General features: G+C 57.9%; 16 protein-coding genes. 1 reads left to right on the top strand and 15 read right to left on the bottom strand.

Features of this window, described 5'->3' with window-relative positions:
* Positions 1-100: 100 nt before the first annotated feature.
* The 4 genes from EXY20_RS19545 to EXY20_RS19530 all read right to left on the bottom strand — a co-directional run bounded on the left by EXY20_RS19545 (position 101) and on the right by EXY20_RS19530 (position 5,052).
* Positions 101-799 (bottom strand): CpsD/CapB family tyrosine-protein kinase, encoded by a 699-nt coding sequence (locus EXY20_RS19545; RefSeq protein ID WP_135553785.1) that lies wholly within the window; start codon positions 797-799, stop codon positions 101-103.
* Positions 783-1,541, bottom strand: coding sequence for a YveK family protein (locus EXY20_RS19540; RefSeq protein WP_135553784.1), 759 nt, complete (start codon positions 1,539-1,541; stop codon positions 783-785). The genes EXY20_RS19545 and EXY20_RS19540 overlap by 17 nt, the downstream gene beginning before the upstream one ends.
* Positions 1,542-1,633: 92 nt before the next feature.
* Complete coding sequence (locus tag EXY20_RS19535) at positions 1,634-4,159, bottom strand: S-layer homology domain-containing protein (RefSeq protein WP_135553783.1); 2,526 nt, start codon at positions 4,157-4,159, stop codon at positions 1,634-1,636.
* A gap of 128 nt (positions 4,160-4,287) precedes the next feature.
* The gene (locus tag EXY20_RS19530; protein ID WP_268966420.1) at positions 4,288-5,052 is read right to left on the bottom strand and encodes a tyrosine-protein phosphatase; all 765 of its coding nucleotides are present in this window, start codon (positions 5,050-5,052) and stop codon (positions 4,288-4,290) included.
* Positions 5,053-5,281: 229 nt separating this feature from the next.
* Here EXY20_RS19530 and EXY20_RS19525 point away from each other — a divergent pair, with 229 nt between their 5' ends.
* On the top strand, positions 5,282-5,581 hold the full coding sequence (locus EXY20_RS19525; RefSeq protein WP_135553781.1) for a Rieske (2Fe-2S) protein: 300 nt from the start codon (positions 5,282-5,284) through the stop codon (positions 5,579-5,581).
* A gap of 85 nt (positions 5,582-5,666) precedes the next feature.
* On the opposite strand, the gene EXY20_RS19520 is transcribed toward EXY20_RS19525, so the two are convergent.
* From EXY20_RS19520 to EXY20_RS19465, 11 genes are all read right to left on the bottom strand, one after another.
* On the bottom strand, positions 5,667-7,661 hold the full coding sequence (locus tag EXY20_RS19520) for an Ig-like domain-containing protein (protein WP_135553780.1): 1,995 nt from the start codon (positions 7,659-7,661) through the stop codon (positions 5,667-5,669).
* 173 nt (positions 7,662-7,834) lie between these two features.
* A complete protein-coding gene (locus EXY20_RS19515; RefSeq protein WP_135553779.1) occupies positions 7,835-8,257 on the bottom strand; it encodes an RbsD/FucU family protein in 423 nt (140 codons plus the stop codon).
* Between the two features lie 3 nt (positions 8,258-8,260).
* A complete protein-coding gene (gene rbsK / locus EXY20_RS19510; protein WP_135553778.1) occupies positions 8,261-9,178 on the bottom strand; it encodes a ribokinase in 918 nt (305 codons plus the stop codon).
* Positions 9,175-9,792 carry a KpsF/GutQ family sugar-phosphate isomerase gene (locus EXY20_RS19505; RefSeq protein WP_135553777.1) on the bottom strand — a complete coding sequence of 206 codons (618 nt, stop codon included), beginning with the start codon at positions 9,790-9,792 and terminating at the stop codon, positions 9,175-9,177. The genes rbsK and EXY20_RS19505 overlap by 4 nt, the downstream gene beginning before the upstream one ends.
* Before the next feature lie 83 nt (positions 9,793-9,875).
* The gene (locus tag EXY20_RS19500) at positions 9,876-10,877 is read right to left on the bottom strand and encodes a LacI family DNA-binding transcriptional regulator (RefSeq protein WP_135553776.1); all 1,002 of its coding nucleotides are present in this window, start codon (positions 10,875-10,877) and stop codon (positions 9,876-9,878) included.
* Between the two features lie 1,736 nt (positions 10,878-12,613).
* Positions 12,614-13,561 (bottom strand): dihydrodipicolinate synthase family protein, encoded by a 948-nt coding sequence (locus EXY20_RS19490; protein WP_135553775.1) that lies wholly within the window; start codon positions 13,559-13,561, stop codon positions 12,614-12,616.
* Between the two features lie 13 nt (positions 13,562-13,574).
* Positions 13,575-14,684, bottom strand: a complete 1,110-nt coding sequence (locus tag EXY20_RS19485; RefSeq protein ID WP_167859372.1) for a sialidase family protein — start codon at positions 14,682-14,684, stop codon at positions 13,575-13,577.
* 97 nt (positions 14,685-14,781) lie between these two features.
* A complete protein-coding gene (locus EXY20_RS19480) occupies positions 14,782-16,467 on the bottom strand; it encodes a hypothetical protein (RefSeq protein ID WP_135553773.1) in 1,686 nt (561 codons plus the stop codon).
* Between the two features lie 49 nt (positions 16,468-16,516).
* Complete coding sequence (locus tag EXY20_RS19475) at positions 16,517-19,285, bottom strand: FG-GAP repeat domain-containing protein (RefSeq protein ID WP_135553772.1); 2,769 nt, start codon at positions 19,283-19,285, stop codon at positions 16,517-16,519.
* 19 nt (positions 19,286-19,304) lie between these two features.
* The gene (locus EXY20_RS19470) at positions 19,305-20,918 is read right to left on the bottom strand and encodes a type 2 periplasmic-binding domain-containing protein (RefSeq protein ID WP_135553771.1); all 1,614 of its coding nucleotides are present in this window, start codon (positions 20,916-20,918) and stop codon (positions 19,305-19,307) included.
* Positions 20,919-21,036: 118 nt separating this feature from the next.
* Complete coding sequence (locus EXY20_RS19465; RefSeq protein ID WP_135553770.1) at positions 21,037-21,945, bottom strand: carbohydrate ABC transporter permease; 909 nt, start codon at positions 21,943-21,945, stop codon at positions 21,037-21,039.
* Positions 21,946-21,968: the final 23 nt, after the last annotated feature.

Raw genomic sequence — 21,968 nt, 5'->3', positions numbered from 1 at the left:
GAATGCCCATAACGGCACCAATACGCCGGCCGCCACAAAGGTCGAAAGTTGACAACGATAGTCGAAGGGGTACGCAACGAATCAAAGTTGTCGGCAATCGCTACTTCTGGTCTGCCTGGTTTCCGTAGTAATAGTAGTAGTAATAATTTTCGCTCGTCTTGCGGTCGATATTGTTGAGCACCACGCCAAGCAATCTCGCTTTGACATGCTCCAGATTGGATTTTACCTTCATTGCCGCTTCGCGTTTCACTTTGCCGGAATCGATAACGAGCACGACACCGTCCGAATAGGTGGAGACGATCTGCGCGTCGGTCACAACCAGCGCCGGCGGCGTATCGATAATAATCATGTCGTAAAATTGTTTGAGGTGCTCGACGAGCGACAGCATTTTTCGGGAACCCAACATTTCGGACGGGTTGGGCGGACTGCTTCCCGCCGTCAGTACGTCGAGATTCGGGACGAATGAACTGCGTACCACCTCATCCACTCCCGCTTGCCCGGTCAAATAGTTCGTCAACCCGATCCGGTTGGTAAGCAGGAACGTTCGATGCGCGGTCGGCTTGCGCAGATCGGCGTCGATCAGCAGCACCTTCTTCTCCGCCTGTGCGCTGACGACAGCCAGGTTGGAGGCCGTTGTCGACTTCCCTTCCCCAGGTCCCGCCGATGTAATGACAATAACCCGCAAATCCTCGTCGATCGCCGAAAACTGGATGTTCGTTCGCAGCGTACGATAAGCCTCCGAGATCGGAGACTTCGGATTGATTTCGGAGATGATCAGCCTTCTATCGGATCGTTGCATTCGTCGTTTCACCTACCTGTCTCTTCGATGACTGCTGCTCTTGTTTGGCCACAAGTTCATCGTGACTGACTCTCGTAATCATGGCCAATGTAGGAACGCCCAAATATTTCTCCACGTCGGCGTCGGTTTTGATCGAATCGTCCAGGTACTCAAGCAAAAAAACGATGCCGATTGCAATCATAAGCGCAACGATCATCGCAATGGCAATGTTCAGCTTCGGATTCGGTTTGACCGGCGACGGATGCTCCAGCATTTTGGCCTGGTTGAGGATGGAGACGTTGTCGACTTTATAGATTTTGGAAATTTCCGCCTGGAACACGGTCGAGATGGCATTGACGATATCGGCCGCGCGTTCGTAAGACTTGTCCTGCACGATAACGGTCATCACCTGCGTGTTGTTGACCGAGCTCACGCGAACCTTGTCGATCAGCTGTTCGGCCGTCAAGTTGAACTGCGGGAACTGACTCGCCACGATGTCCATGATGGCCGGCGTTTTGATAATTTCCTTGTAGGTATCGATCAACCGAATGTTCAAATTGATATCGTTCAAGTTCAATTGATCGTTCGACATCACTTTGGCGTCCGACTTGTTGACGATCAGTTTGGTCGAAGCCTGGTATATCTTTTCAATGAACATATAACTGTAAATGCCGGAGGCTGCTCCGGCAAGCAAAACGATGCCAATGAGCAGTATCCAGCGTTTGCGGATGATGCGAAAATAATCTTTTAACTCCAGTTCCATAATGCCCTCCATTCATCTCAAGCCTGCCGGCAAACGCCTGGTGAAAAATTCCTCCTCCCATCTGCATGAGAGGAGGAATGGTTTCGTGTTGGTTATTTGTTCAGCAGTCGATAGATGACAACCGCCGCTTGCGCGCGGGTGGAGTCGGCATTCGGATTGAAATTGCCGCTCGGATCGCCGATGACGATACCGGATTTGGCAGCGAGCGCTACCCCGTCCTTCAAGCTTGGATTGATCGACGCCGCATCGCCGAATCCTTTCAAGGCTGCATCCGGCGCGGAAACCTTGACGGCCTTGGATGCGAAAATCAGTGCGCGCGATGCGATTGTTGCCATCTCTGCGCGGGTAATCGTATCGTTCGGCGCAAAGGTGCTTTCGTCGCGGCCGTTGATCAGGCCTGCCTTCACTGCGGAAGCGACGTACGGTTTAAACCAGTCCGTATCGTTCACGTCGGCAAAGTTTTCTTTGGCCGTTGCGCTTTCGAGTCCGAATGTTTTGACGATCATTTTCGTAAATTCGGCGCGGGTCACTTTATCGTTCGGGACGAAGGCGCCTTCGGCGCGCCCTTCGACAATCCCCTTGGCAGCGGCGACTTCGATCTGCCGGCCGGCCCATTGCTTCACGTCGGCGATGTCGCCGAAGCTGACTTTGTGCTCGACGACCGTAAACGTGCCGCCTGCCGAAATCGGCGTTCTGAACGTCTGGGTGGACGGGTTGTAGACGCCTCCCAAATAATCGACCGTTCCGTTGTCGTTCACTCGCACCAGCGACAGCAGCTCGGGATCGACCTTCGTATCGGCCGCCAGTGCTTGTACGGCGCCTTTGCCGGCTGCGATCGAGGCGCCGGCACCGTTCTCTCCGGCCAGGGTGAAGGTAACCGGCATATCGAACGGAATTGGATCGAAGCTAATAGGAACCGTTCCGCCAGGCATAACCATATTGAATCCGACTACAGGAGCAACGGGCGGACTGCTGACAGCCGTCAGAACGGTTTCGTCATTGTCCTTCTTCTCCATCTTGACGGTTGTCCCCGGCTGGTAATCGCTGAGACTGATCGTGACGGATACCCCGTTTACTGTAACGGCGACGGAATCGACGCCGCTTGCTTTGGCCGCTTCGATGAAATCGTCGGGAAGCGAAATTTCGGCTTCGGCTGCGTCCACGTTGCCCAAGTCAAGCGTCAGCACGACAGGAGCCGGAGGCGTGTCGGGATTGGCTTCCTGGGATTTGGCATTCAGCGTATCTGCCGTTTGCTTCAAGCTGCTCATCTTGTCCAGCAGCGAATTGGTATCGAGCGAAAGCGTCGCCTTGTTGCCATCCACCTTCACGCTGCCGGATACATCGGTTGTACCTGCCGCCTTAATAGCGGCTCCCGTTGCTGCAGCAAGCTCGGATGCGTCGCCCGCTCCGTTCTTCAGCAGGTCGTCCAGCTTCTCGGCTGCCGATGTAGGCGCCGGTGTTGCCGAAGGACCTGGCGTTGCCGAAGGCGCTGGTGTTGCCGAAGGTGCCGGTGTTGCGGACGGCGTCGGCGTGCCCGGCGTGATAGGGCTGGGATCGGGACTGGTATTTGGATTAATTACCGACAATTGCACACCATCTTGATGGGACAATTCGCGGTTGTTCCACGTGCTTCCGCTCAGTTTGATCTTGGCAGTTAATGTCGTTGTTTCCGTTGAATGCCCGGATGCCAGTGTCACATAGACATTCGGCTCGTTGTCATCCCCGACCGGGGTAACCGTGATCGCGGAATTGCTAGAATACCAGCTTACATATTTATACGGAATAGAAAGACCAAAAATTTTCAATTTGTACTGTTTGGTCCGACCGTCCGAAGACTCCGTCCCAGGCGCGAAGGCGATTGAAATATCGCCGGCGACATTCATCTCTGCGAACAGGATCACTTTCAGCGCTTCATAGTTGGTGTCTGCTGCCGCAACGATCCCTTGAAGCGTATCGGCAAGAAGATTGGAAGTGATCGGGATTCCCGAGCGGACACCTAATGCGGTGAAAAATTTACCTACATCCGTGGTGGTCGAAACCGCATCAAAGGCGTTCTTGAAGATCGTTTTTGCCGTTGCGCTTATATCGCCCGAATCCATGATCGCAAACATATTGGTAATCGTAATCTGGTTTCTCAACGCGCTCTCGAGAGCAGTGGCGTACGCCTCGACATCCGCCGCGTCGATCCGCTCGTTCGAATCGACAGCGCCGTTCAACAGGTTGATGGTCGCCAGTTGGCCCTGTACTAAATCATGAAGCGTCGCCCCGCCCGGCACAAAGTGTGAATAGGGGACGGCAATGGTGGTAATCAGCCTCAGCAATCCTTCTTCGTCCAGTCCGGAAATCGGACTGCTTCCATTCACCGCGCTCAGCAGACTGGTAATTAGACTGTAATTGCTAGAATTGTTCGCAAGGACCATCGCTTTATCCCGCGCGTCTCTCACCACTTGCTTGTCCGAGTCTGCAATTTTGGCATAAATCGCTTCAATGTTACTGATAATTCCCGTTGCATGAGCAGTCCCGACAAAGGACGAAGTACCTACTCCAAATACCGACGAAACCAGCAGTCCTGCTGACAGAGCCGTCGCCATGATCGGCTTTATGTATGATTTTCTCATAGTTCCTCCTTCGTAGACCTGTTAAAATTTTACCATGACTGGAAGCAAAGAATCAATTATTTTGTCATATTATGTAGGAATTTTTGCTTAATACGGGATTGAGCCTGTCGGAAATCGGTCGCTTCTTGTCACCTCCAGAATAAAATAGGGTGCTTCTTCGGTTTCATGGCCAGATGGGCATCGATCGGATGCCCCGTTAAGACGGCTTCGGCATTAAAGCGATAATAGTCCGCATAGGACTTGCCCAGCCGACTGTCAATCGCCGCGTATGCCTGCCGCAATCCGAAAGGGCGAAATATCGGATCGTGCGCGTCCGAGGCGATGAAATGAACCAGATTGCGGCGGCACAGCTGCAGGGTGACGTCTCGTATTTTTTTGCCCATGCCGCCGTTCACCGACTGCGCCGTCACCTGGCATAATGCGCCACGGGCAATTAACGCCAGCAATTTGTCCGGGTCTTTGGCGATTTCCCGGTTGCGTTCCGGATGGGCGATAATCGGCGTAATCCCCAGCAATTCCAGTTCATGAATCGTTTCGGCAGCGGAGTCGGGAATGCGGGAGGATGGGAATTCAAGCAGCAAGTAAGGCGAACCGCCGAGCGGGATGACGATCCCCTCCGACAAATCGCGAATCAGCTCGTCGTACAGACGCACTTCCTGTCCGGCAAGCACCTGCAGCGGAATGCCTCGGGAAAACAAAGCTTGAGCGAAGTTATCTACGGCAAACAAAATTTCGTCCCGCTCATTCGAAAATTTGCCATTGGCGTGATGCGGTGTGGCGACAATCGTTGAAATTCCTTCTTCAACGGCCAATGTTGCCATATGGATTGCCTGGTCCATGTCGCTCGCTCCATCATCCAGACCAGGCAATATATGGCAATGAATATCAATCATGCTTGCTCCAACCTTCGCTGTCTGATGTACCTCCCTCCTATTATCGCACATTTTGTCACGATATTTTGTACCTTTTGTAACAAAATGCGACAGAGGCGCAAAAATGAATAGTTGGACCTACGACAATCGGCCGGGAATCGTTCATACCTCCTCTTGACGTTTATGTGGTACAATCGTTAGTAAATGGCCATTTACTCCACGATGGAATCACACTTAGGGGGAACGTCGCGTGAAGGAAGTAGTGTTGGGGGAAGAAGCGGCATTCGGCAATTTGCCGGCGGAAGTAAACGTGGGCAATGACCCGTATTTTCTCGTTCGTGACGAAAGCGGAGACTACAAACTGCTGTCGCGCTTGTGTCCGCATGCAGGCGGGTATGTGATGAATTTCGGCGGCGGCGCGCTCGTCTGTCCGCTGCATTACTGGGAGTTCGACGCCTGCACGGGCAGTTGCACGACGGTCAAGGGCGCCTCGCTCGACGCTTATCCGGTGACGGTGCGCGAAGGCGTGCTGGTAGCCGACATGGCGTAGCCAGCGCTCGAAACAGGAAAGGCACATGCTGACCGGCATGTGCCTTTTGCTGTCGAAGAACGTCGCATTTCCCGGGCAATATCGTTTATTGCAGTTCCGTGGACGGCACGACGGGAACGAACTCGTATGGCTCAATTTCCTCGAGCGCATATCGAATATCTTCGCGGTCGGCGAGGCCGTCCTGGTTCAAATCCCAACCGAAGGCTGCCTGATGGCGGGCAAGCCATAACGCGTCGACAATCGAGAATCGCCCGATTGTCCCGTCATATTTGCGCGGCGCCACGGCAAGTGTTCCCTGCAGAAACGTACTGTCGCCGGCCACGGTCAGCGCAAGCCGGGAAGTCGGAATGACTGCAGGAGCGTACCCGCCGAAGATGGAGCCGGTCGTCGAAAACGTCCATTCGCCGGCAGGCAGCGCTTCGAATATTGCCGTGCCGCCATATGCAACGGCCGTATGCGTCTCTTCCCCGTCCACTTTCTGCGCAAGTACGGTTACGCCGTTCGGCAGATCGCCGCTCAGCCCGCTTCCCGGCGCAGCCTGCAGCGTGATGGCGGTCATGTTGGAAGAAGCGGTTGCTCCGACTTTGATAAAGCCGGCCAGCGGCTGAATCGGCAAGATGCTGTCCGATACATCGAACGAAATCGCGTAGACGCCTTCCGTATTCGGAACGGCGACACTCGCGCCGGCAATACGCTGCACTTGCCTCTCTACTGACGTCTCGGCATTCGTGAAAATAACAGTCCCGCTCACGTCGGAGAAATTCTGGTGTCTGACATCGATGGCGTTGCCGTAACTGTCGAGGATGCGCAGGTCGTTGTACGCAAGCCAGCTCCCCGGAAAATAGTAAGGCGACGACGATGTAAAATGCGCGGCCAGGTTCGTATCCAAATGCAGCTCGCGATTTTGGGTCACGTTCCCGTACAGGGTGTTGTCGACGCTGTAGCCGTACACATTTTGCCCCGGGATGGTGTAGTAGGCGGTAATTCCGTAATAAGCAAGCTTGCTGAGATACAGCTTCGTCAGCCCCGACCCGCCCGGCACGCTCAAATGATAAAACGTGTTGAAGCCGTTTGAATAGATCGCCGCGAACGAAGTGAGCGTCATTGCCGGGTAGTCGGGCGCGCTCAAGCGGAAATCGTACTCCGCGATATCGCTGGCCGGGAAAACGATTGTCCCGCCGCCTGCGGGCAGAACGGCGCCATTGCGGAACAGCACGTAAGCGTGCCCGCTGTCCGTCGCATTGACTTGCAGGCCGAACGCCTGCCCCGGCTCCATCAGCGCGCCCGTTGCTACCGGCAGCGTAAGGATCGGCGTGCCGGTCCCGTCCTGGAACGTGACGACGGTATTGCTGAAAGCGAAGGTGCCGGTTCGCAGCGAATCGTCCACTTGGACTTGCAGCGGAACCGATTCGTCTCCTTTGATGACGATCGTGCCGCCAACGTCGCTCTGCGCGACATTCCGGGCATAAGCAAATTTCGACGAGGCAAAACCGAAGGTGTACGCCTCCGACAACCCCCAGTCGACGTTCGGGAACGTCACCAGCACCCCGTATGAGGTAGTCGTCCATACCGCCTGCGGCGCCGGCGACACCCCCGTATACATGTATCCGTTGCCGTAGCCGGCTTGCCGGTAGCTGACCGCAGTACTGTAAAGCCCGTTCCCGGCGGTTGCGCCTTTGACCATAAAGGAAAGGCCGGGGACGGTCGCCGCTTGCACGGTGACGGCGCAACTCGCGGTATCTCCTCCGTCGGTCAGCGTTGCCGTAATGACGGCGGAGCCGGGTCCCATGGCGACAACTTCGCCGTTGGACGCAACAACGGCGACTGCCGGGTTGGACGAACTCCAGGTCACCGCCGGATTCGTGAGGCCGGATTGCACGTTGGCCGTCAGTTGGAAGACGCGTCCGGCGGCGCTGCTCATATCGAGCGTGCGTGCGCTTGCGTCAAGCGTTATTCTGGCCGGCGCTTCCGCGCGGCTTGTCCCGGACGGGATGAACAGCGCGAACAGGAGCAGCATAAAAACAGCAAGCAATAAGGCATTCTTCTTCGTAGCCAATCGTGATCGTTGCTCGATTGCCATAGGGCCTCCCGTGGTAGATGATATGGATCCCGGAATTGCGATTCCGGGTGACAGCGGGTAATCATTCGACAAATGATGACAAACTCCTGCATGGGCGGCGGCGTCTTCCGAAAAAGGCAACAAAAAGCCGACCGGTTGTCGGCGACAACACGATCGGCTTCGGGCCGGGCAAGTTATTTCAGCGGCACCACGCCCACGGTCAGCAGCAGGTTGGCGTAAATGCGCTGTTCGCCGGTGGCGATGGCGATTTTGACGTTGGCTTCGCGGCAAGCGTCATAAAAGGCGAACCGGCCGATGCCGTCCAGCTGCAGGCTGCCGCCGAGCAGCGAGCGAAACTCGGCGAAAATCGCCGGCTCGTCGCCGGAGTCGGGCAGCATGACTTCCGCTTTTTCAATCGGGATGGTCTGGTCGAGCACTTTCAATACGTCGGTAACAAGCGGGATGCCGTGCGTCAGGTTCAAGTACACGCGCTGCGCCATAACGTTCGAGCCGGAATCGAGCGGGTAGTTGCCGTCGGCGATCAGCACTTTGTCGCCGTGGCCGCAAGCGGCAAGCGCGCGCAGCAGTTCGGGATGAAGACAAGCGGTTTTGAGCATTGGTTATTGTTCCCCTTTCATAAATGATTCCACTTCGTTGCGATGCGGCAGCGAAGGAATCGCCCCTTGCCGCGTCACGGTCAGGGCGCCGACGGCATTGGCGAAACGAGCGGCTTCCGCCAGCGATTTGCCTTCGGTCAGCTGCACCGCCAGCGCGCCGTTAAACGAGTCGCCCGCCGCCACCGTATCGACCGGGGTCACCCGGAAGCCGGGAACGTGGCGGCTGCCGTCGGCGCCGACGATCAGCGCGCCTTTGGCCGCAAGCGTCACGACGACTTGGCCGACGCCTTTGGCCAGCAGCTGTTTGGCGGCGTTCTCCGCGTCTTCGATCGTTGCGACTTTGACGCCCGTCAGCAATTCCAGTTCCGTTTCGTTCGGGGTCAAAATGGTCGTGGCCGCCAGCAGCTCGTCGCTTAGCGGCTGCGCCGGCGCCGGATTGAGGATCAGCGGCACGCCGTGGCGCTTCGCCATTTGGGCGGCGCTTTCGATAGTGGCGATGTCCATTTCGAGCTGCATGACGACGACTTGGGCGTTCTGCACCACCGCTTCGACTTCCGCCAGCTCTTCCACGGTATAATGAAGATTCGCGCCGGGAACGACGATGATCCGGTTCTCGCCGCTTTCCTCGACCACGATCGAACCGATGCCGGTCGCATGCCGCTCGTCGGTGCGCACATGAGTGTCATCAATGCCCTCTTGCCGCAGCACGTCGCGAAAATCGTCGCCGAACGGGTCCTTGCCCAGCTTGCCGATCATCGCCACCCGTCCGCCGAGGCGCGCGGCGGCGGCAGCCTGATTCGCCCCCTTGCCTCCGGGAAACCGGCCGAAGCTGTTGCCGATAATCGTTTCCCCCGCGCCCGGCGCCCGTTTCGTACGGACGACCAAATCCATCATAAAACTGCCGATCACAACGATGCTCATGCGCCCTGCTCCTCCTTGGTCGATACGTCAGCCGCTAGTTGTTTGCCAAGGCTGCCGCCGGGATGATACAAATGAAAGTCCGCGTTCGTAAATTGCTTCAACTCGCACAACGCCACCGCCAGCGCGTCGCCGATCGCCAGCTGCAGCAGCGCGCTTGTCGTCGGCGCAAGACCGAGATGATCGGCTTCCTTCTCGTAGCCGTAAGTCAAGGCGACATCGGAGCCGAGGGCCAGCGTCGATTGCGCGTTCTTCGTGATCGCGATGCGCGGCGCGCCGATGCGCTTGACGATGGCGAGGGCGTTCAGCACTTCGGCCGTTTCTCCGCTGTTCGACAGCAGGATGACGACGTCGCGCGCTTCGATCATGCCGCTGTCGCCGTGCACCGACTCCGCCGCATGCACGAAAAACGCCGGCGTTCCCGTGCTCGACAGGGAAGCGGCGATTTTGCGGCCGACATGGCCCGACTTGCCGATGCCGACGACGACAACCTTGCCGGTCGCCCGGCGAATCAGCTCGACCGCTTGTTCATATTGTTCGCCCGCTTGCTCGGCGAGCCGCTGCAGCGCGGCTGCTTCCAGCGCCAGCGATTGCCGGACCGTTTGCCGGACATCCATCGGACTTCACTCCTCATTTTCCTGTGTGTTATCGTTTACATATAAGCCATGCCTTGCTCGGCCGGTAGTTCAAGAGCCGCCTGTCAACGACACTCCAGCTTCGGATAAAGCACGCGCTTCTCCCTGCCTGCGGCCGCCTCGCCGCTCCCTTCTCCCCGACGCCGCATCACCAGTTCGCCGACTTCTTCGCCGAGCCGCTCCGGATTTTGCCGGATGACGGTCAGGCGCTGGTGGAACAGCGAAGAAAACTCCAGGTCGCCGAACGACACGATGTCGAGCTCGTCAAGCGGAAAACCAAGTTCCTGCAAGCCGAGATAGACGCCGAACGTCATTTCGTTGTTGGCGCAGTATACCGCCGTCGGCCGCCCGGGCCGCGTCATCAAGGCGCGGATCGCCGCTATGCCGCCTTGCCGCGTGTAATCGCCTTCGATGATCAGTTCCGGCTCCGCCTGGAGACCGGCTTGCGCAAATCCGGCGCATACCCCGGCATAACGCTCGCGCGCGGTGCTGATCGTCTGCCTGCCGTTGATGACGGCAATGCGCCGATGGCCGCGGCCGGCCAAATAAACGATCGCTTCGCGCGACACGTCGACGTTGTCTTCGGCGACAACATCGAGCGACAGACCGTCGATCGTCCGGTCCGCCAGCACGACATGGGTGCCGCCATCGCTGGCTGCCTGCACGAGCTCCCGGTTGCCGCCGGTTCCCGCCAGCACGATCGCCTCGACCCGCTTCTCCAGCAAAAAGTGCAGCGCCTCGCGCTCCTTCTCCCGATCTTCCGCCGAATCCATGATGAGCAGGTGGTAGCCCGCCCCTTCCCGCTCGATGCGCCGCTGCACCGCCCGCGCCACGGTCATGAAGTACGGGTTCGTCATATCCGGCACGATCAGGCCGATGCTGCGCGACTTTTCCTGCTTCAGGCTGCGGGCGATCGCGTTTGGCCGATAGCCCAGCGCGCGGATCGTCGACTGCACATGCTCGCGAACCTCGGCACTGACATAGCCGGAGCCGTTCAGCACGCGCGAAATCGTCGCGGTCGACACGCCGGCGGCTTGCGCCACGTCGCGTATGGTCAGTTTTGGCACCGCTGCCCCTCCTTCAGCCCGCTGCGGCCGGCAGCGCACTCCCTCCGCAAGCTCCTGCGCAAGCGGAAACACCCGTTGCGTTGCGTGTGTTATCGTTTACACATTTCACAAAATCATTATAAGGCATGGGATTTGCTGTTGTACAGCCTGGTAAAAAGGAAGCGTTTCGAAAAATAGTCGAACGTCCCTTGTGGAGCCGGCACAGCGCCGCTGCGGCAAGGAGCGTCGCTTCGTTGCCATGATTGCCTGTTCAGCTGCGTTGCGCGTTTACATCCGCATCGCGCTCCAATCGTGCAGGTCGAGGACGCCTAATGGAGTATGCGCAGCACAGATCAGGCGCGTTGCAGCCGGAGGGGAGGATGGTTATAGTAATATTTCCCTATATGATAAATAAGTATCCTATTGTTCAACCCAAATCCTATTTGCTGCGAGCGTGAGAATTTTGGGGAGGAGCATCGTTATCAGTTTAAGGCAAAGTAAGTTAGCATTGCTTGGAATGCCAGCGAAATAAGGCTGATTTCAGCCTTACAGCGGCCGTTCGGCGAGTGACGGACGAAATAAGGCTGATTTCAGCCTTACAGCGGCCGTTTGACTAGTGGCGGACGAAATAAGGCTGATTTCAGCCTTACAGTGGCCGTTCGGCGAGTTGCGGACGAAATAAGGCTGATTTCAGCCTTACAGCGGCCGTTTGACTAGTGGCGGACGAAATAAGGCTGATTTCAGCCTTACAGTGGCCGTTCGGCGAGTTGCGGACGAAATAAGGCTGATTTCAGCCTTACAGCGGCCGTTTGACTAGTGGCGGACGAAATAAGGCTGATTTCAGCCTTACAGCGGCCGTTTGACTAGTGGCGGACGAAATAAGGCTGATTTCAGCCTTACAGTAGATCCGGGACAGCTGCCGTCGCTTAACCTGATAACATAAGGGAGCTACTTTAATTTAAGTGCATTTATACGCTTAAAGGTCCGGGCTCGTATGCTGGTTCTGTCACTGGTTCTACTACTGGTTCTGCTACTGGTTCTGCTACTGGTTCTGTTACCGGTTCGGTTATTGGTTCTGTTACTGGTTCAGCTGCTGGTTCTGTTATTGGTTCTGTTATTGGTTCTGTTATTGGTTCTGTTATTGGTTCTGTTATTGGTTCTGTTATTGGTTCTGTTATTGGTTCTGTTATTGGTTCTGTTATTGGTTCTGTTATTGGTTCTGTTACTGGTTCTACTACTGGTTCTGCTGCTGGTTCTGCTACTTGTTCTGCTACTGGTTCTGCTACTTGTTCTGCTGCTGATTTTTGTTACTGGTTCTACTACTGGTTCTGCTGCTGATTTTTGTTACTGGTTCTACTACTGGTTCTGCTGCTGATTTTTGTTACTGGTTCTGCTACTGGTTCTGGTAAAGAGCCGTCGATCGACTTGCTATTGTTTCACGGTACAACATTTCATGAATATGCAGCGAACAGCATACAACGTCGGAGTGAGCCCCGCAATATAGCGCATGAAGCATGCGCTGCAACGCCCGCCGGAGCCCCGCGCGACGCATATTGCGCATGTTTCATGCGCTGCAGCACCCGCCGGAGCCCCACGCGGAGCATATAGCGCATGTTTCAAGCGCTGCAGCGCCCGCCGGAGCCCCATGCGGCGCATATAGCGCATGTTTCATGCGCTGCAGCACCCGCCGGAGCCCCGCGCGGCGCATATTGCGCATGTTTCATGCGCTGCAGCACCGCCGGAGCCCCGATCGGCACTCACTGCCGTGCAGCCACAGCCGCATCCGGGCTCGCCGTCGCGCACGCGTCCATCAGGCACGGATACCGCAGTGTCAGCTTGCGGATTTCTGCCCGCTGCCGGGCGGACAGCTGCTGGATCGGCTTGCGCGGCTTGCCGACGTCAAAGCCTTGCAGTCGAAGAATTTCCCGCTCGAAGGCGATAAAATCGTATTTCAACAGTTCGACGATGCCGCGGTTCACCTCGAACTGCATTTGTCTGGCCCGCCGGATGTTTCCTTGCTTGAACTGCCGGTACAGCTCGACGAACAGGCCCGGCATGATGTTGTAGGTGCTGCCGATCGCCCCGCAGCAGCCGATCACAAGTCCGGAAAGGCATATCTCGTCCGGGCCGTTGAACACGAGGAACTGTTCCCCGCAGCTGTCGATCGTCTGCTGCAGCTCAAACATATCGGTCGAGGTGAACTTGACGCCGATGATGCCGTCCACTTGCGACAGTTCCCGGAAGAACGCCGCGTTGGAGTGGATCCCTGTATTAGCAGGAAAGTGGTAAATGATGAGCGGAATGTCCGCAGCGTTCACAATATCCAGGTAATGCTGCTTGATCTCCTCCTGCCGGTGCTTGTAATAGAACGGCGCCACCGACGATACGGCCGACGCGCCGACACGAGCCGCATGTTCGGTCAATTCGACGCTCGTGGCGGTGTCCATCGCGCCGACATGAGTGATGACCGGAATCCGCCGGTCGACAACATTCAGCACGATCTCCAGCAGCTGCTTGCGCTCCCCGATCGTCTGCAGGAAGCCTTCGCCCGTGCTGCCGCACAAATATAATCCTGCCACCCCCTTCGCAATCAGATGCTCCACCAACTGGCGGGTAACCGGCTCGTTGATCGAGCCTGTGCTCGTATACGGGGTAATCAGGGCGGGGATGATGCCTCCCCACTGTTCGTATGGTTTCTCCATCATGTTCTCTCCCTCCTCAGGCAATCCGCAGCCGAATCCAGCGAATGACGCTGACGCCGTCTTCGACCGCCCAGAACGATACGAAGTAACACCCGTCGTTCATCCGGCATATCGACGGCGCTCCGAACCGGAGCTCGTGGAAATTGTCCACCATGTTGTCCCGGGGGGCGAATGCCGTCAATTCGCGTGCTCCCCAAAGCGGCAGCTCCGTTTCGTTCACCCACTCGTCGCCGTCCAGGCGGGACAGGTTGGCCCACAGCCCATGCCTGTCCGTTCGCCTGTATACGGTCAGAACGCCGCCGGCATCCGTTAACGCAATTGCCGGCGTCTGTCCGATCAAACCGGTCGAGCGCGGATTCGTAAACGTTCGGCCGCCGTCGGCGCTAATCGCATAATGCTCGGGCAAGTCGCAGCCCTCCGCTTCGTTGTAGGTCCATGCCACGGCAAGCAGCCGCCGGTCTATCAACTCGAGCAGCTTCGATTCCCAATAAATCACCCGCTCCCTCCCACCGTCCATCACATCGGAATAGGCGGGCCACGTTCGCCCGCGGTCCGCGGAAACGAAAGCAACCATCTTCATCCCGTTCGGGCATTCGCCATCCCAGCCTCTCCACGTGGAAGTGGCGAGCAGCCAGCGGCCATCCTGCACCGACACGATCGGAGCGTTCATCTCGAAGCTGGGGCCGACAAGCGGCGGCTTGATTGGTTCGGGCGCGCTCCATGTACGCCCGCGGTTCGCCGAGCGGAGCAGCAGCAGCTCCGTCTCCACGAAGCCGAGGTTGTCTGGATTGGCCAAACCGAAGTCTTCCCGCGAACGGTCGTGCCGGATCATGAAGGCGACCAATTCGCCGTCCAGCAAGGCGATTCGGCAGCAATCGGACGTTTTCCTGGGCCCCGTGCCGGGGTACATGCGCCCTTCCATCGACCAGTTGGTTCCGCGATCGAACGAACGGGCAATGCACGAATGCAGATCGGGCGCTTCGAACGCCTGCCCGATCGTAAACGCCGCCACCATCTCCCCGTCCGGATATTGCACGACGGACGGCCAATAAGCATGTTTGCTGTATACATGCGGCACCGGGTTGCGGTACAGGATGCCGGAGTCCAACACTTCCATCGCGCTCATCTCGATTTCTCCTTGTAAAGGTCGTTCAGAAAGCCGACTTTTTGAACAAGCCCTTATAATGAAGTTTGCCTGGTCTGGCCAAAACCAGCTTGGCGAATCACCGTTCCGGGCTGCAGAAGCGAAAGCCGTACAAATTCGCATCTTCCATTTCCACCAGCAACCGAACCCGCTTGCCTCTCAGCGCGGACAGTTCCCCCTGGAAGCGAACCGGATGCGCGATGCTGTTCGTGTGCACCGGCTCGCAATCCGCAAACGCAAACCCCGGCAAAAAATGATCCGCATAACCGGCATGAGGCAAGTGGTTGCCGTGGTTCGGCCGCGTCGGCGCAAGCAAATGCGGGGCCGTCGAAGGCGTTGTGCCGCCGAACGTCATCACCGGCTCGGCCGGCCCGATCGCCACGCGAATGGCTCCGCGCGATGCGTCGACATTAAGCTCCAGGCAATCGCCGGTCACCTCGATCGGTTTCGTAATCAGCACCTCGCGCTGGATCCCGGCCTTCAGGCTGACGTAGCGGTTATGCTTCTGGGTGTACAGCGCAATGTTATGCGTTGACCACCGGTCCGAATAATAAGGTGTTTGCGCCGGATTGTTGCGGATGACCAGGTGGTCCCCGTCGACCACATCCGCATAAAACCAGTCCTCGTCCCGGACCCGGACCGGCGGCGTCATGCCGATCACCAGCCGGTCGTAGCTGTCTTCCTCAGTGCCGTGCGGCACCCATGCTTCCCGGCTCGACGTTCTGTCCCATGTTTTGCCGCCGTCGCGGCTGATCGCGATGCGCATTTCGTTGGTGCCCTTGCGGCACCACGGCCACCGGTTCGGATGCTCGGGCGACGTTTCGAAGATCGGCCCGCCTTCCGGATGCGTACGATCCGAATGGAACCAACTCAGCAAACCGAAGACAACCCCCTCCGCACAAAACGGCGTCAGCCCCATCGGCTCGTCGTACCGCTCCGGCGAATGTGAATCGGCGCAATCCGGATACAGCACCGTATCCGACGTCCAGTTGTTCAAATCGGCGGAGGCGAAGCGGGCAATGTCCCGGGAAGGGATCCAGTGCCCGATTACGCCCTGCGACATGGCCACCCATTCGTCATGGATGTCGTCCCAGAAGTGCAGCGCGTGATGCCGCGGATCCAGTTCGCTGCCGATATCCGTCAACCGCTCCTGCCAGGAGTCGTCGTTGCGGAAATCGGGCAACTCGCCGGCGAAATAGTTGCGGGCTGCGCTGTTGTGCGACGACCCCAGGTCGTCGCTGCCCTTGCGCAACGTCACCGAACGGAGCGCAAATCGCCTGGCCGGGTCGGCGACGTTGCCGTAAGCGCCGAGATCGGCCAACACAACGAACGGCACGCCCAGATTGTTGTCCGTCGAGACGCCGGATGGCGTCGGGAACGGCGCATGCTTGTGCATGTCGGTTCCCGACGGCGCCTCCGTCAGGTGAAGCGCCGGTTTCTCCCAATGAATGCCGTCGCTGCTGGTCGCGTACCCGATGCCATGGAACATGTGATGGGCGCGATCCCGGCGATACCCGGCATTTTCGATTGTTGCGCTGCGTTCGATATCCCACCAGTAAGCGTGGTAGATCGCTTCGAATGTGCCGTCATCGCGCCGGCGAACGAAGCCAGGGGCGACGCCGGCGGTTTCCCACGGCCGGTCGGCCGCGATGACGACGCCCCGCTGCTTCGGATGATGCACCACCCGGGTGAGGCCGGTAGACCGCGCAATGATCCCATCGTCGATAAACAGCTGCCAATGATCGGCCGCCCCGCGCAATGTCATGATACGTTGCTCCCTTCCTTTTTCGCTCCCGCTTCCCGTTCCATCACGGCTAGGACTGTGCATAATCAACACGAATTTCGGTTACCCGCGGGCTGTTGCCGCCGTTGACCGCGCCAAGCGCCAGCCGGTATTGGATCCATCGCCCGGCAAGCGGCAGCCGCGCTGCTGACTGGCCGTTCCCGAACCAACCCTCCTGCCCGTTGGGCCCGCACCAATCGGCCGCTGCCAACTGCTCGCGGGAGGCGGCGGAACGAAGCTGCGCCTTGACCCACGTCTTGACCGGCACCTCCGCCTCCCAGCCGATGCGCTCCACCGCTGCTCCTTCGGGCAGCTCGAAGGCGGCGGACACGTAATACTCCTCCGGTCCGCGGTCCATGATGTTGCCGGCGTCTACCGACATAATGCCGTGCGGTCCCGAGGTCGGCAGCTTCGTTGTCCTGCTCTCCGCAAAACCTTCCGGCCCGTTCCACCAAATTTCCGACAGCCCCTGGTGATTGCCGTACGTTTTGTGATTGGCGACAGCCAGATCGATCCAGCCGTCCTCATTGAAATCCATGGCCAGACAACCCGACGACGAATGCGTAAACAGCCGCGTATGATGCCGATACGAATAAACCCCGCCCGGCTGGCCCCAGTATATATAAGCATCCAGATCGCGGTCACGGCCCGAATGATACGAGGTCGTAAAAATATCGAGGATGCCGTCGCGATTAAAATCGGCTACTGTAAGCGAGTTCGATGTATGGCCGGGAAGCACGGTTTTGCGATCTTCCCGGTAGCCTTGCGGACCGCCCCAATAAATCGTGACGTTCGAGTCGTACGTCCAGCGTTTGCTCGGCGAACAATGCCCGCCGATAATGAGCTCCAGCCAGCCGTCGTTGTCGAGATCGGCCGCCTGGGCGCAAATGCCGCCTTCGGCCGCCAGCCAGGTCGACCGCTCCATGCTGAACCCGTCCGGGCCGCCCCACAAAATGAACGTAAACGTTCCGTACGTTTGCGACACGTACAAGTCAAGCCAGCCGTCATTGTTGAAGTCGGCCGCCAGCAGCCAGCGCGGTTCGCGGTATTCTCCCCCCTCGGAGCTGCCGTCCGGCGCGATGCCATGCGCAAGCTCCCTCAGGTTCGGGTCCATCATGATGCGCTGCGGATGGTCCAGATCGAGCCCGTTCGGGCCTCCCCTGAACACAAGCAGCTCCGGATTGGTAATGCCGGCGAACACAACGTCCAGATAGCCGCTTCGGCGAAAATCGCCTACCGCGCAGCCGTGCGCGCGCATCGTTGGAATCACCTGCCGGTTGGCCGGATCGAATCCGTCAGGAGCGCCCCAGTACAGGAACGAGCCAGGGTCGAGATGGAACGCGTTCTCCGAGCAGTTGACGAGCAGCATATCGTGAAAGCCGTCGTCGTTGAAATCGCAGCAGATCGCATCGACTGCGCCTTGCCCCGGAAATTCGATTCTGCGCTCCGGCGCAAAGCCGTCCGGCCCGCCAAGATAGGCGAGGGCGGGAATGTCTCCCCTGACCCTGCCGGTAATACGGTTGACGAAGATCAGCTGCGGACGCGGATCGTCGGACGTTCTTCCGGCGAGCGCCACCGTCGCGTCGTGCGTCGCCAGCCGTACGGGATTGTCGACGCCGATCCCGTCGGGGGCGCAGCGGTACACAAGCGATTCGGTCGAATTCAGGATGTCGGTGCGGCCCTGGCAAATCACGATGTCCAGGGTGCCGCTGCCGTCAAGGTCCGCCAGCAGCACATCCCTTGCGCTTACAGTCGGCAGGCCGGTCCGACAGCCGTTATCGAAGCCGGTTGCGGTAGGCCAATACACCCACGAAAGCTCCTCTTCCTCGCCCGCATTGTCGACCGATCGTTCGTGCCGCTTGCCGCATACGGCGATGACGAGCTCTTCGCGGCCGTCCGCGTTCAAATCCCCGGCCGCTGCGGCGATCGCATGCGGACAATCGACGATCAGCGGCACCCCGAGCGTGCGATCGGAGTTCGCCGGGTACAAATACACGGCGTTATTCTCGTCGCGGAACAAATGCGCTCTTCCGCCGAGCCGAACGATCTTCGGCGTCCAGCCTTCGACAAACGTCGTATACCCGGGCGTTGAGCTGGGCAGCGCAACCGCCGCCGTGTCATCGCCGCCGACAACGGTAAACCGCTGCGAATCGAGGCCGGTCTTGCCGCCCCAAAGCACGCGTGGCGCGCCGTCGCCGCGGATATACAGGTCGGCGCAGCCGTCGCCGTCGATGTCGCCTGCCGCCATATGTGTAATTTCGATGTCGAGCGTAACCGATTGCGCAGGAACGAACCCGCGCTCCGTTTGATAAAAGATTTTCAGCTTGCTTTCGCTGCCGAAGGCGATGTCCGGACGCCCGTCGCCATTGAAATCGCCAATAGCCACCGACCGGCAGTTCGGCGCCGGCAATTCGATTTTGTACCGCTCGCTCAGGCCCTCCGGCGAACCGTAGTACACATAAGCGACAACGTCGGAATGCGTGCCGTTGTTCTGGTTCGCCACGACGAAATCGGCATAGCCGTCGCCGTTCAAGTCGCCAAGCGCGCCGTAATACGCGCCCAGCGTCGGCAGTTCGGTCCGTTCGGAGCTGTCGAGCGGACTGCGGTATACATAAGCGGGCGGCGCTTCGTCCATATCCTGACTGGTCGCGAACAACACGTCGGCGTAACCGTCGCCGTCGAAATCGAAGCGATACACCCGCTGCAGGACGCCGCCTCGCGATACGTACAGGTTTTGCCCGCCGTTGCCGAACGTTCCTTGCGACAATTGCTCGTAGCCCGCGTCAATCCAAGTTCCCATACCTTCTCCTCACAGCCGATTATTTTTTCCTGCCGAGCGCTCCGTTGTAGATGGCCACCACGTCATCGGCTTTCATCGCGTTCGCCTTGGCAACAAAATCGCTCCATTCGCCCAGCGGCCGCTGCCCGTTGATAAACTTGACGATGTTCTCCTGCACGAACGTATCGAGCGGCGTCTTCAGGTTGTTTTTCTTTTCGTTCTCGTCGGCGGTCAGTACGATCGGCGGCGCCGTATACGTGTATACCTTTTCGTTGTAAAGCTTCTTGGCTACCTCAAACAGACCGCCGATCGGGTTGCGGGCATAATCGAACAGCTCCGAATTGCGAGCCAGCATGTACCAGTTGCCGTTTTGCCCGTAACCGTCCACCTCGTAAGCTTTTTTCGCGTCATCGGGCTTGTTCACATCCCACAGCAGCTTATACGTGCCGTCGGCATTTTTCGTATACGTTTCGCCTTGCACGCCGTACACGAACTTGTCGGTATTGTTGACGTCGTACGCGTAGTTCCATGCCGTCAATATCTCGTCGATCGCCTTCGACTTGGCGCTGATCGTGCGTGCCCACATCGTGTTCATGCTGAAGCTGGCCGACCACGGATACATCTTGCCGTTATATGTCGGAGGCAGGATGCCGGCAAACTTCGCGTCCTTGACGCCGCCCTCCTTCAGCGCGCCCGACAGCGTAGGCAACAGCTGCATATTGTCCGTAAACGCAAGCAGTTTGCCCGTCGCCACCATCTGGTTCCAAACCTGGTCGGTCATCGTCGCCCAGTCTTTGTGCAGCAACCCCGCCTTGTACCAGCCGTTCAGATACGTGACGAGATCCTTCAAATTGGCCGTATTCAGCGGATTGACCACTTTTTTGGAATCGTTGTTGTACGTATTGAAAAAGAACGAAGTACCGAACACTTTCGCCACGTTCTCCAGCGTGTTCAAACCGGCGCGGGCGCTGATGACCGGGTCGCCGTTATTGGCCTTCTGCAGCACCTTGAGCGCCGCCGTCAAATCGTCCGTCGTTTTGATCGTGTTGATATCGAAATTGTTATTTTTCAGCAAATCTTCGCGAATGCCGATCCCGTTGTTGCCGGAAGGGAAGTCGTTGATGTTGGGCAGAAAATAGATTTTGCCGTCCGTCGCGCGCAAGCTGTCGGCCGATTCCGGGTATTTGTCCACCCATTTTTTGAAATTGGGAATTTTGTCGTAATGGTCGCTGATCGGCACGAACAAACCTTTTGGACCGTACTCCTTGACCGCATCTCCGCCGGTGCCGTACACGGACAAAATATCGGGCAAACTGCCGGAGGATAGCGTAATATTGAACTTCTCCGCGAAGGCGTCGAGCGGAACCGGCGTAATCTCGAACTTGATGTTGCCGGCCTTCTCCAGCAATTGGTATACCTTCAAGTCGTTCGTATACTTGAACGGGCCGTACTCGACCAGCGTCCATTTCACCGTTTTCGGCTGCGCTGCGGCAGTCGGGGAAGCGCTCGCGGACGAAGCAACGCTTGCCGGCGGGGAAGCCGACGGGCTCGTACTCGCCGATCCCGATTTGCCGCTGCCCGAGCAGGCGGCAAGCAGCGATGCCATGCCGACAACCATCGCAAGTCCTGTGGTTCCATAAGTTTTCGCTCTCATTTGTTACCCTCCCGTTAACGTGTAATCCATTGCCCCTTGTTCGTTGCGCCATATGGCCGTGCCGATCTTCCCACTTGCTTGCGCCAACCGGAAATCCGCCTACATAACGACCACCACCTTACCCTTTGATCGAACCAATCAGCACGCCCTTGACAAAATATTTCTGGATGAACGGATAAACGAGCAGGATCGGTCCGGTGCTTACAATGACCGCTGCCATTTTGAGACTTTCGTAGAACCCGTTCCGATCGCCGCCCGTTTCGGCAAAGTCCGACACGCCCTGCTCGATCGCCCGTCCCCGCATCTCTCCCACAATAATGAGCTTGCGCAGCACCACCTGCAGAGGGGCTTTGGCGGGATCGTTCAGGTACAGCAGCGGCGCGAAGAAGCTGTTCCAGAAGCCGACGATCGTAAACAGCCCGATCGTGGCGATAATCGGCTTCGACAGCGGCAGCACGATGCGGAACAGGATGCGCCAGTTGCCGGCGCCGTCGATATAAGCGGACTCGCGCAGTTCTTCCGGAATGTTCTGGAAATTGGTGCGGAATATGATCACGTTCCATACGCCGATCGAACCGGGAATGATCAGCGCCCAAATCGTATTCATCATGCCCAAGGTCTGAATAAGCAAGTAGGACGGGATCAGACCGCCGCTGAAAAACATCGTGATCGTCAAATAAACCGTGATGACGTTGCGGCCGTAAAACCGTTTGAGCGAAAGCGGATAAGCGGTAAGGCTCGTGAACAGCAAGGTCATGAAGGTGCCGGAAACCGAATACAGGATCGTATTGTAATAGGCCCGAAGAATGCTTTCGTCACCAAGCACGACCTTGTAAGCGAACAAATCGAAGCCGACGGGAAACACCGTCACCTTGCCTCTGTAGACCGCATGCGTGTCGCTGATCGATATCGAAAATACGTACAGGAACGGGTAAATGAATGCGCATGTAAGCAATAAAAGCGCGACGAAATTGAATATGTCGAACGCGCGGGAGCCGATGCCGCTTCTATGGCCGACCACCTTCATGACTTGCGTTCCTCCTTTTGCGA

It is taken from the genome of Paenibacillus cymbidii (genome assembly GCF_004764705.1).
Taxonomy (GTDB): domain Bacteria; phylum Bacillota; class Bacilli; order Paenibacillales; family NBRC-103111; genus Paenibacillus_AN; species Paenibacillus_AN cymbidii.
This window is presented reverse-complemented; position numbering and strand designations above follow the sequence as displayed.

Bases quoted from the DNA above. Each gene is read 5' to 3' on its own strand.
- EXY20_RS19475 (WP_135553772.1), bottom strand. From the start codon at position 19,285: ATGGGAACTTGGATTGACGCGGGCTACGAGCAATTGTCGCAAGGAACG.
- EXY20_RS19530 (WP_268966420.1), bottom strand. From the start codon at position 5,052: ATGATTGATATTCATTGCCATATATTGCCTGGTCTGGATGATGGAGCG.
- EXY20_RS19485 (WP_167859372.1), bottom strand. From the start codon at position 14,684: ATGAGCGCGATGGAAGTGTTGGACTCCGGCATCCTGTACCGCAACCCG.
- EXY20_RS19515 (WP_135553779.1), bottom strand. From the start codon at position 8,257: ATGCTCAAAACCGCTTGTCTTCATCCCGAACTGCTGCGCGCGCTTGCC.
- EXY20_RS19490 (WP_135553775.1), bottom strand. From the start codon at position 13,561: ATGATGGAGAAACCATACGAACAGTGGGGAGGCATCATCCCCGCCCTG.
- EXY20_RS19505 (WP_135553777.1), bottom strand. From the start codon at position 9,792: ATGGATGTCCGGCAAACGGTCCGGCAATCGCTGGCGCTGGAAGCAGCC.
- EXY20_RS19470 (WP_135553771.1), bottom strand. From the start codon at position 20,918: ATGAGAGCGAAAACTTATGGAACCACAGGACTTGCGATGGTTGTCGGC.
- EXY20_RS19545 (WP_135553785.1), bottom strand. From the start codon at position 799: ATGCAACGATCCGATAGAAGGCTGATCATCTCCGAAATCAATCCGAAG.
- EXY20_RS19520 (WP_135553780.1), bottom strand. From the start codon at position 7,661: ATGGCAATCGAGCAACGATCACGATTGGCTACGAAGAAGAATGCCTTA.
- EXY20_RS19540 (WP_135553784.1), bottom strand. From the start codon at position 1,541: ATGGAACTGGAGTTAAAAGATTATTTTCGCATCATCCGCAAACGCTGG.
- rbsK (WP_135553778.1), bottom strand. From the start codon at position 9,178: ATGAGCATCGTTGTGATCGGCAGTTTTATGATGGATTTGGTCGTCCGT.
- EXY20_RS19535 (WP_135553783.1), bottom strand. From the start codon at position 4,159: ATGAGAAAATCATACATAAAGCCGATCATGGCGACGGCTCTGTCAGCA.
- EXY20_RS19465 (WP_135553770.1), bottom strand. From the start codon at position 21,945: ATGAAGGTGGTCGGCCATAGAAGCGGCATCGGCTCCCGCGCGTTCGAC.
- EXY20_RS19480 (WP_135553773.1), bottom strand. From the start codon at position 16,467: ATGACATTGCGCGGGGCGGCCGATCATTGGCAGCTGTTTATCGACGAT.